General features: G+C 42.2%; 12 protein-coding genes. 4 read left to right on the forward strand and 8 right to left on the reverse strand.

Annotated features, from left to right (window positions below; all coding sequences use genetic code 11):
* Nucleotide 1: 1 nt before the first annotated feature.
* The 4 genes from NSS65_RS09430 to NSS65_RS09445 form a co-directional block, all read right to left on the reverse strand.
* Nucleotides 2-460: a PTS sugar transporter subunit IIA gene (locus tag NSS65_RS09430; RefSeq protein WP_326135138.1), complete on the reverse strand. Its 459-nt coding sequence runs from the start codon at nucleotides 458-460 to the stop codon at nucleotides 2-4.
* A gap of 15 nt (nucleotides 461-475) precedes the next feature.
* Nucleotides 476-1,891 (reverse strand): PTS fructose transporter subunit IIBC, encoded by a 1,416-nt coding sequence (locus tag NSS65_RS09435; RefSeq protein ID WP_034283995.1) that lies wholly within the window; start codon nucleotides 1,889-1,891, stop codon nucleotides 476-478.
* Between the two features lie 13 nt (nucleotides 1,892-1,904).
* Entirely contained in the window at nucleotides 1,905-2,819 is a 915-nt protein-coding gene (gene pfkB, locus NSS65_RS09440; RefSeq protein ID WP_326135139.1) for a 1-phosphofructokinase, read from the reverse strand.
* A gap of 130 nt (nucleotides 2,820-2,949) precedes the next feature.
* A complete protein-coding gene (locus NSS65_RS09445; protein ID WP_034284000.1) occupies nucleotides 2,950-3,726 on the reverse strand; it encodes a MurR/RpiR family transcriptional regulator in 777 nt (258 codons plus the stop codon).
* A gap of 159 nt (nucleotides 3,727-3,885) precedes the next feature.
* On the opposite strand from NSS65_RS09445, the gene NSS65_RS09450 reads away from it, so the two are divergent.
* Entirely contained in the window at nucleotides 3,886-5,292 is a 1,407-nt protein-coding gene (locus NSS65_RS09450) for a phospholipase D family protein (RefSeq protein ID WP_326135140.1), read from the forward strand.
* Nucleotides 5,293-5,300: 8 nt separating this feature from the next.
* Here the strand turns inward: NSS65_RS09450 and NSS65_RS09455 are convergent, their stop codons facing one another.
* From NSS65_RS09455 to NSS65_RS09465, 3 genes are read right to left on the reverse strand one after another with little or no spacing between them, the layout of a single operon-like run.
* Entirely contained in the window at nucleotides 5,301-5,786 is a 486-nt protein-coding gene (locus NSS65_RS09455) for a DMT family transporter (protein WP_034284003.1), read from the reverse strand.
* Between the two features lie 21 nt (nucleotides 5,787-5,807).
* Nucleotides 5,808-6,488 carry a cyclic nucleotide-binding domain-containing protein gene (locus NSS65_RS09460; RefSeq protein ID WP_034284006.1) on the reverse strand — a complete coding sequence of 227 codons (681 nt, stop codon included), beginning with the start codon at nucleotides 6,486-6,488 and terminating at the stop codon, nucleotides 5,808-5,810.
* Between the two features lie 13 nt (nucleotides 6,489-6,501).
* A complete protein-coding gene (locus NSS65_RS09465) occupies nucleotides 6,502-6,927 on the reverse strand; it encodes a DMT family transporter (protein ID WP_101676656.1) in 426 nt (141 codons plus the stop codon).
* A gap of 212 nt (nucleotides 6,928-7,139) precedes the next feature.
* Between NSS65_RS09465 and NSS65_RS09470 the strand changes: the two genes are divergently transcribed.
* Nucleotides 7,140-8,567, forward strand: coding sequence for an aldehyde dehydrogenase family protein (locus NSS65_RS09470; RefSeq protein ID WP_326135141.1), 1,428 nt, complete (start codon nucleotides 7,140-7,142; stop codon nucleotides 8,565-8,567).
* A gap of 69 nt (nucleotides 8,568-8,636) precedes the next feature.
* Here the strand turns inward: NSS65_RS09470 and NSS65_RS09475 are convergent, their stop codons facing one another.
* Nucleotides 8,637-9,035: a DUF3221 domain-containing protein gene (locus NSS65_RS09475; RefSeq protein WP_326135163.1), complete on the reverse strand. Its 399-nt coding sequence runs from the start codon at nucleotides 9,033-9,035 to the stop codon at nucleotides 8,637-8,639.
* A 260-nt stretch (nucleotides 9,036-9,295) separates the two neighbouring features.
* Here NSS65_RS09475 and NSS65_RS09480 point away from each other — a divergent pair, with 260 nt between their 5' ends.
* Nucleotides 9,296-11,116: an assimilatory sulfite reductase (NADPH) flavoprotein subunit gene (locus tag NSS65_RS09480; protein ID WP_326135142.1), complete on the forward strand. Its 1,821-nt coding sequence runs from the start codon at nucleotides 9,296-9,298 to the stop codon at nucleotides 11,114-11,116.
* A 33-nt stretch (nucleotides 11,117-11,149) separates the two neighbouring features.
* Nucleotides 11,150-12,868 (forward strand): assimilatory sulfite reductase (NADPH) hemoprotein subunit, encoded by a 1,719-nt coding sequence (gene cysI, locus NSS65_RS09485; RefSeq protein WP_034284013.1) that lies wholly within the window; start codon nucleotides 11,150-11,152, stop codon nucleotides 12,866-12,868.
* The last annotated feature ends 26 nt before the right edge of the window (nucleotides 12,869-12,894 follow it).

Genomic DNA, 12,894 nt, shown 5'->3' on the forward strand with positions numbered 1-12,894 from the left:
ATCAAACATCCTCTCTAGTTAAAATATCCGTTTCTAATACAGCAAGCATGTCTTCATTTGTTCTTGTTTCCAGCAGTTTTTGACGTTTCGTTTCATCCATTAAGCCTCGTGAAAGGGCTGAAAGTGCTTTTAAATGAGTCGTCCCTGCTTCACTTTTAGGGATCAGTAAGGATAAGAAGAAAAAGCAAGGCTTCCCATCAAAAGCGTCCCATTCAATTCCTGTTTCCGTGCGGACGATCACAAGTGCTGGTTTCGTGATGGCTTCTGTTTGTGTATGCGGAATGGCAAATCCATCTTGAAATCCGGTTGTACTAAGTGCTTCCCTTTCCGCTAAGCCTTTTTTGACATCCTCTGGTGAGGTGCAAATACCTGCTTTATAGGCAATGTCTGCAATGACTGCGAACACGCCAGCCTGTGAAGAAGCTGTTTCGTGAAGATTCATATAGATATGTTCCATCATTTCTCTTCCTCCCTTTTAAACTGCTGGTTTGTCTATTTTTTTACGGTAAAGTCCGTAGAGAATCGCACCTACGAGTGATCCGATTAGGATGGAAAGCACCCATTGGAATGCACCTGTGACAACTGGGAGGACAAGGAACCCGCCATGCGGAGCTGGAACCTGTACGCCAAAGAGATACGTCAATATAGCAGAGATAGCCGAGCCAAACATGATAATTGGCAGGACAACAACCGGGTTTTTGGCCGCAAATGGGATGGCTCCTTCTGTAATATGTGTCGCTCCTAGAATATAGTTGATTGCCCCTGCATTTCGTTCTTGTGGCGTGAAATGTTTTCGGAAAATCGTTGTGGCAATCGCAATGATAAGCGGCGGTGTGATACATGCTGCTGACACACCTGCCATGAAGTAAAGGTTACCTTCTGCAAGTAAAGCCGTTCCTGTGACATAGGCTGCTTTGTTAAAAGGTCCTCCCATATCAAATCCACACATCGCTCCAACAATTAAGCCTAAAAGCAGAGGGTTTGTGGATTGTACAGATGAGAGAAAATCCATTAAGGAATTATTTAGCCCTGTGATTGGAACTAACAGCGGGGTCATGACAGCCCCGATTAAGAAAATACCGATGACAGGATAGATGAAGATCGATTTTAATCCATCAAGTGATGCTGGTAATTTTTGAAGCAAGAATTGAAGCAATAAAATGATATATCCTGCTGCAAAACCTGCGATAATACCGCCTAAGAAACCAGCACCTCCATCATTTGCAAGGAGACCCCCTATAAATCCAACGACCATCCCTGGGCGTCTTGCGATTGAATCAGCAATAAATGCTGCTAAAATTGGCACCATTAAGCTGAAGCCAAGTCCGCCAATGCTTTTCAAATAGGCAGCGAACGGATGATACGTTTCGTGCTTAGGATCAGCAGAGTAGATACCAAATAAGAAAGAAAGGGCAATTAAGACCCCGCCTCCAACGACAAATGGCAGCATGTGTGATACACCATTCATTAAGTGCTTATAGATGGTGTGTATCCATTTATTTGCCGACTTTTGTTGAGAGGATGAAGGAGCAGATGGTTTTTCTGTTCCAGAAGCTCTTCCTTTCACTTGATGAACGGGAGCATCTCCATTTATAATGCTCTGGATCAGCTCAGCCGGCGTGCGAATGCCTTTGGCTACAGGCACTTCAATGAGTGGTTTGCCGTGAAAACGATCTGTATTTACATCTTTGTCAGCTGCCACAATGACCCCATCTGCTTCCATAATGTCTTGATCAGTTAAAGCGTTTTCAATTCCCACTTGACCATGCGTTTCGACTTTAATGTCGACCCCTAGCTGCTCAGCAGCGATTTTTAATGCTTCAGCTGCCATAAATGTGTGTGCAATACCTGTTGGACAGCCGGTTGCAGCGACAATTTTTTTACGGCTCATGTGTTATTCCCCCTTATATCTTCTGAATGTGTACTTGCTCAATCAATGAATCAATATCATGTAAATCACTTAAGCCTTTTGAAAATGCAGTGGATGCTCCCGTTGCAATCCCGTAGCGTAAGCACTCTTCAGGTAAGTGTCCTTCAAGGTGTTTACTAAGAAAAGCTGCGAGCATCGCATCTCCAGAACAAGCTGTGTTTACGACAGTGCCTGTTGGTGCATTTCCTTTAAACACTGCGTCCTTCGTAATGAATAAAGCTCCTTCCTCGCCTCGGGAAATAAGCACTTGCTCTGCACCCATCTCAATGAGCTTTTCTCCTGATTGAATGAGTTCTTTTTCTGACAAAGGATGTGTTTTGCCGAAAAAAGCAGCAATTTCTTCTTCATTCGGTTTTAGTAAATACGGCTTGTATTGAAGCGTCTCAAGAACTGCTGCTGAGCTTGTGTCTAAAATGAACTTGACCTTCTGTTGATGGCAAATAGCTGCTACTTCTGAAAAAATGCTGGCAGGAACGCCTTTTGGCAGACTGCCTGACATGATGAGGATGCCTCCCTGCGGGATAGCCGCAATTTTCTCACGAAAGGCGTGAAGCGCATTTTCTTCAATCGCAGGGCCCTGATTCACGAGCTTGTATTCTTCTGTCGTATTGATAAAAACATTAATTCGTGTGATTCCTTCAACAGAGATAAAATCGGTTTGAATGGAGAGATCCTTTAAAGATTGTTCAATATAAGAGCCTGAAAACCCAGCGATAAATCCTAATGCAGTGCTGGTGAAGCCATATTTCTTTAGCATAATTGACACGTTCACGCCTTTTCCATTCGGCTGATAATCTTCATCTTCTGTGCGATTGACTGCATTTGCCCGCATTTCTTTTAATGCAATATATAGGTCAATAGCAGGATTTAAGGTGCAGGTATAAATCAATTGGTTTCACCTTCTTTCTTTTCTCTAAAGAAAGTATCTCATACGATTCAGTGAAAATGTTTTCAGAATGTGTAAAGGTTTTCATGAGAAAAAGCCTTCCAGATCAAAGTCTCGAAGGCTTTCTTATTGGTTATTTCATTCGGATCACATAGGCGTCAAGTAAAATGCGGGCAATGACATGAAGAGAAAGGCGGGATCTGACTTCATAATCTGGGAAGAAAGATTGTTCCCCTTTATATCCGACTAGTGTCATATCTGATATTTTGCTTAATGTAGAATCTATTCTTGTCGTAAGCGTAATAGTTGTGACTTGCTTCATGCTGAGGTTTTGACACGCTTCAACAAGCTCAGCTGTTTCGCCATTTAATGAAACAAAGATGGCAAGCTCACTTTTATCAATGTCTCGCGATTTCAGCCGAATGATATTCGGATCGTCGTGTACTTCACATGTTTTCCCGATGAGCTGTAATTTGATGGTCATCTCTTTGGCGATCATCTCTGAGAAGCCCCTACCGAAAATATAAATTTTGTCTGCATTATGTATTTTTTGAACGGCATCTTCAATTTGTCCAATACTTTGCAGCTGTATCGTTTTTAAAACCTCTTCTTCATTTTTCCTAATTGCTAGTTTGATGTCTTCATCAATATTTTTGAGCTGGTCGCTTGCATCTGTCATTTTCTTTTCTTGTTTCAATCGATATTTAAAGGATGTATAGCCGTTATAGCCAATTTTTTTCATCAGTCTGACAATCGTGGCCGTTGATACATTGGCTCTTTCGCTTAAAGTGACAATGGATAAGGTGGAGATATCCTCTAAATGCTGGTGAATATAATTGAGTAAATATCGTTCTGTTTCACTTAACGTTTGATATACATCACTTGGGATGTTAAATAATGATTCATTCAATTCGATTCCCCCTTATTCATTTCATACTATAATTAAATGCCCAATAAAAACAAGATGATTCTTTTGTCATGTATTTAGATAAAAGGCGAAAATGAGTGAAATTTTATTTTTGACATAAACTAAGGAAAAGTTGTGTCTATGTGAAAGGAGCTGATCCGTATGCTTCATCTTTTGTTTTTTCTGATCCTTCTCTATGTCGTTTATGTCTTTTTGACCGCATTTGTTTTGTTTTATTTACCGATCCAAAAAACATGCAAAGAACATTGTATCTATAAAGCCTCTTCGATCTCAGGAGACGATCAGGGCACAAATCAAGTGATGCTTCTTGACGATGGATTTGAGTCTGGTCAGGCCAGAATCCAAATGATTCGTGAGGCAAAGAGGATGATCCGCCTAAGTTATTATTCCATTCAAAAGGGAAAAACAGCCGAATGGGTACTAGGTGCTTTAATTGAAGCTGCTGATCGAGGGGTGAAAGTTCAGCTGCTTTTAGACGGCATCTGCCACAGTTTGCGTGGACCGCTGAAGCATTTACGATATGCCGTGGCAAATCACCCGAACATGGCCATTCGTTTTTATGAGCCCTTTCGGTTATTTAAGCCATGGACGTGGCATAACCGCCTTCATGATAAGCTGCTGCTGGCAGATGGCCGAGTGGCTGTGATGGGCGGAAGAAATATCGGTGATAAATACTTTGCAGATCAGCCCCCGAAAGATTTTGCATTTGACCGCGATGTGCTGCTTTATAACGACAAAAAAGGAAAAGTATTAGATGAAATGGAGCAATACTTCGTTTATTTATGGAATCATGACTTTACGAAAAGAACAAAAGCTGTGTTCTCCAAACAAAAAGCAAAGAAAGGCTTAAAACTAAGAAAGAAACTGCTTAGATCCTATCAGGAGGCCGTGCGTGCGAAAGAACCTTTTGTGATGTCGTCCTTTAATTGGGCAGCAGATGGCACCTCAGTAAAGCAGATTGCATTTTTTACAAATCCTGTGGAACGCTTCAATAAGCGTCCTCTTGTGCTCAAAAAACTAAACGATCTAGCCCACCGGGCAAAGCGTTCTGTGCTCATACAGACGCCTTATGTCATCCCGACACGACCCATGAAAGACGGCCTCACTCCCTTAGACAGCGGGATTCAAACGACAGTTGTCACGAATTCTCTTACAGCGACGCCAAATCCGTTAGCTTTTGCAGGTTACTTAAGCACGAAAAAGGAACTGATGAAAACAGGCGTTCATTTGTACGAATATGAAGGCCCGTATTCCATTCATGCGAAATCAATGGTCATTGATGATTATTTAAGTATTATTGGCACATATAATTTAGATGCGAGGTCTAGTTTTTTAAATACAGAGTCAATTTTGGTCATTGATAGTGCCCCGTTTGCGCTATCACTTACTCAGGCAATAGAACGTAAAATTGCCTATAGTATACTTGTCGCGAAGGACAAAACAGCCTATAAAGCGCAGTCCTATGGGCAGAAAAAAAAGCCTTTGATGAAAAGGCTCCTTTTAAATGGTTTATCCGCGATCACTGTTCTATGGCGGCGGTTGATCTAAAGGGCAGCTTACTCTTGTGGCAGCCCTTTTTCTTCTGATTGATCCTCTTCTGCTGACTCCAATTTGGTCAATTTAAACACTAGGATCCCCGCAACAATCACAATGACACCTAGTAGTTTTGCGGGAGAAAATTCCACTTTCTCTAACCCAAGCCAGCCAAGCGAATCGAACAAAAGCGCAGAACCGAGCTGTGAAATCAGGACAATCGAGATTCCATAAGTCGGACCAAGACGTTTGATACTTTGAACGAGGCAGATGACCACCCCTACTCCAATGGCTCCGCTCATCCAGTACCACGCTTCCATATGTCTTAATTGAAACATGCCGGTTCCTTCTAGCAAAAGACCCATCAAAAGTGAAGCAATAAAGCCCATACCTAGAACGAGAGTGGTCGTTGACCAAGAGCCTGTCTGCTCATTGACCTTACTGTTAAAAATGGTTTGTAAGCTGACGAGTGCGCCAGCCGTGATGGCTAATCCTATTCCTATGATCATGTCTGAATCCCTTCATTTCTTCTATTCATAAATGTTTCGCTCCGCTATTTCTAAGAGTCCTTCCCGGTCAAGAATCGTAATCTTCCCTCTTCGCCTCTCTATCAGCCCTTTTTCACAAAATTGCTGAATCACCCGGTTAATATGACGGTAGCTTGTACCAATTAAGCTCGCCGCATCAGTAAGACGAAGTGCGCTCGCGCTGTTATCCCCTGTTAACACAGACAATAAGTAGCTTGCGAGTCTGACCTCTACAGGATATAAAAGGTGGAAGCTCAAATCGTTTGATTTCGTATAAAATTTGTTTGTGATGCCCTTTAGTAAAAAGGTTAACACGCGGGGGTCATCCTTCGCATGGCGCATGAGCGCTTGATGAGAAATCCTTAGCATATGTACTTCTGTGACAGCCTCCACTGTATTGACCATCTCAGTCTGCTGAACGTATTCAATATCTCCAATCGCTTCAAGAGGATGTTTAAAACAAAGAATAAAGGTCTTACCTTCTTTTGTGGTGGTGAAAATCTTTAATTTTCCTTTTACTAACAAGTACAAGTGCTCCCTCTGATCTCCCTTTGAACAAATCAGCTCACCTTGCTCATAGCGCCATAAGCTGACGTGTGATATGAGTTTCTGATGAAAGACGGTTTCTAATTCATGTGCCTTGAGATAAGAGGAAAATAGAGATTCATCATGAAGCTCCTCCATCTGACGTCCTCCTTTATAGCTTTAAAATGATGACGCCTACGATCATCAATAGAATTCCTGCATAATGCGGCCATTTCATTTTCTTCTTCTGTACACCAAACCATCCTTTTGCATCGATTGCAAAGGTAAATGCAAGCTGTGCAATGAGTAAAGCAGCGATGGTCAGTGTGACACCGATCATTTGAATTGCAGTGACTTCATTGAAAATAATAATGGCTGCAAATGCACCGCCTACTATATAAAGCGGCTGCACCTTTCGATATTCCCTGAAGTGTCCGTCACGTACGATCAATAAAATGATCAGTGCAATAATAAAACCGGTCAGCTGCGTGATGGTTGCCGCCTGCCATGTCCCTATATCCTGGCTGATTCTTGCGTTTGCTACGCCTTGCAGTGTAATACAAGCGCCTCCTAATAAAGCGAAAATAACACCTTTCATTCGTTCAAATGCTCCTTCTTTTTTCAGTCTAGTTCCATTAAATGATAGATGCCCTGATGTTGAAAAGGACATATGTCCCACTTTGCGTATTATATCAGAAACTTTTTCTTTTGCAGTTTCATCGTTTTAGATTTTTCACAGTGGGTACAGTTTTATATCACCTGAAAACAGAATATTGAATGGAATCACATATAAAAAGGAGACATGTCAGAATGAGAAATCAAGAGAAACATTTTATTAACGGAGAATGGATCGCATCAACAGGAAACGAAACCACGGAAGTCATCAATCCTGCTACAGAGGAAGTCATTGGCACCATTAGTTTAGGAACAAAAGAAGATTTAGATAAGGCAGTCAAAGCTGCTCGTGCCGCCTTTCCTTCTTTCTCAAAAACATCTCGAAATGAACGCGTAAAGATGCTGGAAAACATTGTGCGCGGCTACGAAAAGCGTAAGGATGAACTGATAGAAGTCATGACACAAGAGCTTGGTGCACCGCTGAAAGTATCAGAAGAGGTTCATTACAAAATGGGATATGAACATTTTTCTAAAGCAGCGGAAGCACTTAAATCGTATACATTTACTGAGGACCGCGGCGGACACACCATTATAAAAGAAGCGATTGGTGTCAGCGGATTGATTACACCTTGGAATTTCCCAACGAATCAAACATCACTTAAAATCGCGGGTGCCATTGCAGCAGGCTCGCCAGTTGTCTTAAAGCCAGCGGAAATTACACCTTATGCCGCAATGATTCTTGCAGACATCATTGATGAAGCAGGCGTACCAAAAGGCGCCTTCAACCTAGTAAACGGAACTGGTGACGTCATTGGTGACGGCATTAGCTCACATCCTGATATTGATTTTGTTTCATTTACGGGATCGGGTGCTGTCGGCTCTAAAATAATGGAAAATGCTGCAGACAATATTAAGAAAGTGGCTCTTGAGCTCGGCGGGAAATCCCCTCTTATCGTCTTAGATGATGCAGATGTGGATGAGGCAGCCGAAACAGCCGTTCATCATATTGCGATGAATACAGGTCAAGTATGTTCCGCAGCTACACGTGTGCTGATTCCTGAATCAATGAAAGATGCATTTGAAAAAGCGCTGCTGAATGCTCTGCCGAAGTTTACAGTTGGTGATCCGAGAGAAGATCACGCCACTGGCCCGCTTGTCTCCAAAAAGCAATGGGATACCGTGCAGTCTTATATTGAAAAAGGAATTGAAGAAGGTGCTCACCTGCTTGCTGGGGGAACTGGTAAGCCGGACGGACTAGACAAAGGATATTTCGCCAAGCATACTATCTTCACAAATGTGAAAAATGATATGACCATTGCGCAAGAGGAAATATTCGGACCCGTCATGAGTGTGATCACATATAAGGACCTTGATCATGCCCTTGAGATTGCCAATGATACAGTGTATGGCCTTGCTGGCTATGTGGTTGGAAAAGATGAAAAAACATTAAAATATGTAGCTGAACATATTCGTGCCGGTCAAATTACCATCAACAATGCCGAAACAGATTACTTTGCCCCGTTTGGCGGCTTTAAGCAATCTGGTATTGGAAGAGAATGGGGAGACTTCGGGATCGAGGAATATTTAGAAGTGAAAGCTGTGATGGGACTTCCAACAGCATAATTTGAGAAAGGAGAAAAACCTTAGGGTTTTTCTCCTTTTTCTTGATAGAAAGAATCTGCCCCTGCTCCCCTACTTATCCACCATGATGTGATATTTTTTGACCGTTGCTTTAGGAGGAAACGATTCTTGTAACTCATCAAACCAAACCTCAATCGTTTGACCCTGTGACAGCTCTTTAGAATCTACTTTTGTTAAATCCATAACGATGAGATCATTTTTATACTTTTCAATAAGAAGATGAGTTTTCAATGAATCATCGCTTTTTAGAGGCGTTTTATTGTTAATAAGAAGTAAGTTCGTCTCCCCTTTTCTTAGCAGGATGCCTTTTTTTGAAAAAGGTGCTGTTATTTTATTCTTATTGTCTGAATCCTTTATATGGCCCTTTGGAGAATGGCACGCTACTAATAAAATGAGAAAAAACAAGATGACAAGCCGAAAATATTTTGTGTTTTTAAATTTTAGCTGCATCAACTTTCATACACCCCTTTTCAATTCCTTACGATCGCTTCTTCATTCAAAACGGCTCATTTTTCTAAAGGTGCTTTATCCAGTTAAACGATTCACCTTCATGTTCCTTCACCTTGCAAAGGTATTAGAAATCTTAATCATGACAATCAATATTATATATTTTACTTAATGGCAAACTTTCGGTAAAGTTCAAATTGAACCTATATATATAATTCCTATCGAATTAATCTATGTTTATATTCCTTGTGAGGTGGATATCGTTGCAACTTCATGTATTGAACAGTCCGTTTAGTCAGGAGCAGGCAGAACTGCTTAATCAGCTGCTTCCGACTTTAACAGATCAGCAAAAAATTTGGCTTACCGGTTATTTATCAGCACAGGTAGCTTTAACCGGATTAGAAAATACTGCCCAAACCCCTTCTCCTTCTGCTGCAGCACCAGCGCAGCCTGTCAGTAAAGATGTGACCGTGCTTTATGGCTCGCAAACAGGCAATTCTGAAGGGTTAGCAAAAAAGACAGCGCAGCATCTTGAAGAGAAAGGTTTTCAAGTGACGCTCTCTTCTATGTCAGATTTTAAACCAAATAGTCTGAAAAAAATAAACAATTTACTCATCATCGTCAGCACACATGGCGAGGGAGATCCGCCTGATAATGCCCTTTCTTTCCATGAATATGTTCACGGCAGACGTGCACCAAAGCTTGATCATTTAAGCTTTTCTGTCCTATCACTTGGTGACAGCTCTTACGAATTCTTCTGTCAAACAGGTAAAGAATTTGATGAGCGCTTAAAAGAGCTTGGCGGAACGCGTCTTTTCGATCGAGTGGACTGTGATCTTGATTATGATGAGCCGTTTTCTGAATGGCTTCAAGGGGTGGCATCTTCACTTAGCGAAGGCGGAGCCGCAGCAGCCCCGCAGGAATCAGCGGAAGCAAACACTCAAACAGCTGCATCTGAATACTCAAGAACAAATCCTTTTTATGCTGAAGTGCTTGAAAATATCAACCTAAATGGCCGCGGTTCTAACAAAGAAACCCGTCATTTGGAGCTTTCTCTTGAAGGATCAGGACTTGTTTATGAGCCGGGTGACAGCCTTGGTATTTATCCAACAAATGATCCAGCGCTTGTTGATGAACTGATCAAGGCATGCGGATGGGATGCAGAGGAAGCCGTAACCGTTCATAAAAACGGCGACACGCTTCCTTTAAAGGAAGCACTCACCTCTCATTTTGAGATTACTGTCTTAACAAAACCTCTTCTTCAAAAGATGGCGTCCTTTACAAAGAGCGAAGCCTTGCAGGCCCTTTTAGAAGAAGGAAACGAAGAAAAGTTAAAAGCATATATAGCAGGAAGAGATTTAGTAGATGCTGCTCGTGATTTCGGTCCTTTTGAAGGAACAGCGGCAGACTTCACTGCCATTTTAAGAAAAATTCCGGCACGCCTTTATTCCATTGCAAGCAGCCTTAAAGCAAATGAAGAAGAAGTTCATTTGACGATCGGTGCTGTGAGATATGATGCTCACGGAAGAGAACGTCAAGGTGTCTGCTCAATCTTATGTGCGGAGCGCTTAGAGCCAGGTGATAAGTTGCCTGTTTATATTCAGCACAATCAAAACTTTAAGCTTCCTGAAAACCCTGAAGCACCGATCATTATGGTAGGACCAGGCACAGGCATCGCCCCTTTCCGTTCCTTTATGCAGGAGCGCGAGGAAGTCGGTGCAGACGGAAAGTCATGGTTGTTCTTCGGTGATCAGCACTTTGTGACGGATTTCTTATATCAAACCGAATGGCAAAAGTGGTTAAAAGATGGTGTGTTAACGAAAATGGATGTGGCTTTTTCAAGAGATTCAGAGGAAAAAGTATATGTCCAGCATCAAATGAAGAAACAAAGTAAAGAATTATTCGAATGGCTGGAGCAAGGTGCCTATGTATATGTCTGCGGAGATGAAAAACATATGGCGCATGATGTTCATGATACCCTTCTATCAATCATCCAAGAAGAAGGTGCGATGAGCAAAGAGAAAGCTGAAAGCTATCTAGCCAACTTGCAGCAGCAAAAACGCTATCAGCGTGACGTATATTGATTGAATGCTTGAAAGAAAGGAGCTTTTACTTACATGGTAAAGACAGCATTAACAGCGCCGGATGGACCTCCGAGCGACGTAGAGGAAATCAAAGAAAAAAGTGATTATTTACGGGGTACTTTAAAAGAAGTGATGCTTGATCCGATTTCAGCGGGTATCCCTGATGATGACAACCGCCTGATGAAGCATCACGGCAGTTATTTACAGGATGATCGTGACCTGAGAAATGAACGGCAAAAACAAAAGCTTGAGCCTGCCTATCAATTTATGCTGCGCGTCCGCCTGCCTGGCGGAATTGCTACATCCAAACAGTGGCTTGTGATGGATGAGCTTGCTCATCAATACGGAAACGGTACGTTAAAGCTGACAACTCGTGAAACCTTTCAGCTTCATGGTATTTTAAAATGGAACATGAAAAAAACCATTCAAGACATCCATTCCACTATGCTTGATACGATCGCTGCTTGCGGCGATGTGAACCGTAATGTCATGTGTACATCAAACCCCTATCAATCAGAAGTACACCATGATGTATACGAGCTCGCCAAAAAATTAAGTGATGACCTGCTTCCGCAAACAAGAGCGTACCATGAAATTTGGCTTGATGAGGAAAAGGTAGCGGCAACGCCTGATACAGAGGTTGAGCCGATGTATGGTCCGCTTTATTTGCCAAGAAAATTCAAGATTGGTGTGGCAGTCCCTCCTGCTAACGATATTGATGTTTTTTCGCAGGATTTAGGCTTCATTGCGATTATTGAAAATGATCAATTAGTTGGCTTTAATGTCGCGATTGGCGGCGGAATGGGCATGACTCATGGTGATACAGCGACCTATCCTCAGCTCGCAAAAGTAATTGGCTTTTGTACACCGGAACAAGTTGTAGAGATTGCCAAACAAGTGATCACCATTCAGCGTGACTATGGAAACCGTTCGGTAAGAAAAAATGCCCGCTTTAAATATACAGTGGACCGCCTCGGTCTTGAGAATGTAAAAGAAGAGCTGGAACGCCGCCTTGGATTTACCCTATTAGATGCAAGAGATTATCACTTCGATCATAACGGTGACCGCTATGGCTGGGTAAAAGGCATCAATGGCAGATGGCATTATACGATGTTTGTAGAAGGCGGACGCATCACGGATTACGATGACTACCCGCTGATGACAGGCATTCGTGAAATCGCAAAGATTCATACAGGTGACTTCCGCTTAACAGCGAATCAAAATTTGATCATTGGAAACGTCACATCTCACAAAAAGAAACAAATCGAGCAGCTCATTGAGGAGTTTGGTTTGTCAGATGGACAGCAGCACTCTGCACTGCGCCGCAGTTCAATGGCCTGTGTTGCTCTTCCGACATGCGGCTTAGCAATGGCAGAGGCAGAACGCTACCTCCCGCGCTTGATTGACAAAATTGAAGAGATTGTCGAAGAAAATGGCTTAAGTGATAAAGAAATCACGATTCGTATGACTGGATGTCCAAATGGATGCGCCCGTCATGCGCTTGGTGAAATTGGCTTTATCGGGAAATCACCTGGTAAATACAACATGTATCTTGGTGCTGCGTTTGATGGCAGCAGATTAAGTAAACTGTACCGAGAAAACGTAGGAGAAGAAGACATTTTAAACGAGCTTGGCTCTCTACTCCCCCGCTATGCAAAAGAACGCGAGGAGCATGAACATTTCGGTGATTTTGTGATTCGGGCAGGTATTGTAAAAGAAACAACAGATGGCACGAATTTTCATGTGCAATAAAAAAGACAGGACGCTCTCCTGTCTTT

It is taken from the genome of Bacillus sp. FSL K6-1006, assembly GCF_038593175.1.
In the GTDB taxonomy this organism is placed as follows: domain Bacteria; phylum Bacillota; class Bacilli; order Bacillales; family Bacillaceae; genus Bacillus; species Bacillus safensis.

What these genes read in the sequence shown, in the direction of transcription:
- NSS65_RS09430 (WP_326135138.1), bottom strand. Translation starts at nt 460, where the DNA reads ATGATGGAACATATCTATATGAATCTTCACGAAACAGCTTCTTCACAG.
- NSS65_RS09435 (WP_034283995.1), bottom strand. Translation starts at nt 1,891, where the DNA reads ATGAGCCGTAAAAAAATTGTCGCTGCAACCGGCTGTCCAACAGGTATT.
- NSS65_RS09450 (WP_326135140.1), top strand. Translation starts at nt 3,886, where the DNA reads ATGCTTCATCTTTTGTTTTTTCTGATCCTTCTCTATGTCGTTTATGTC.
- NSS65_RS09455 (WP_034284003.1), bottom strand. Translation starts at nt 5,786, where the DNA reads ATGATCATAGGAATAGGATTAGCCATCACGGCTGGCGCACTCGTCAGC.
- NSS65_RS09460 (WP_034284006.1), bottom strand. Translation starts at nt 6,488, where the DNA reads ATGGAGGAGCTTCATGATGAATCTCTATTTTCCTCTTATCTCAAGGCA.
- NSS65_RS09465 (WP_101676656.1), bottom strand. Translation starts at nt 6,927, where the DNA reads ATGAAAGGTGTTATTTTCGCTTTATTAGGAGGCGCTTGTATTACACTG.
- NSS65_RS09470 (WP_326135141.1), top strand. Translation starts at nt 7,140, where the DNA reads ATGAGAAATCAAGAGAAACATTTTATTAACGGAGAATGGATCGCATCA.
- NSS65_RS09475 (WP_326135163.1), bottom strand. Translation starts at nt 9,035, where the DNA reads ATGCAGCTAAAATTTAAAAACACAAAATATTTTCGGCTTGTCATCTTG.
- cysI (WP_034284013.1), top strand. Translation starts at nt 11,150, where the DNA reads ATGGTAAAGACAGCATTAACAGCGCCGGATGGACCTCCGAGCGACGTA.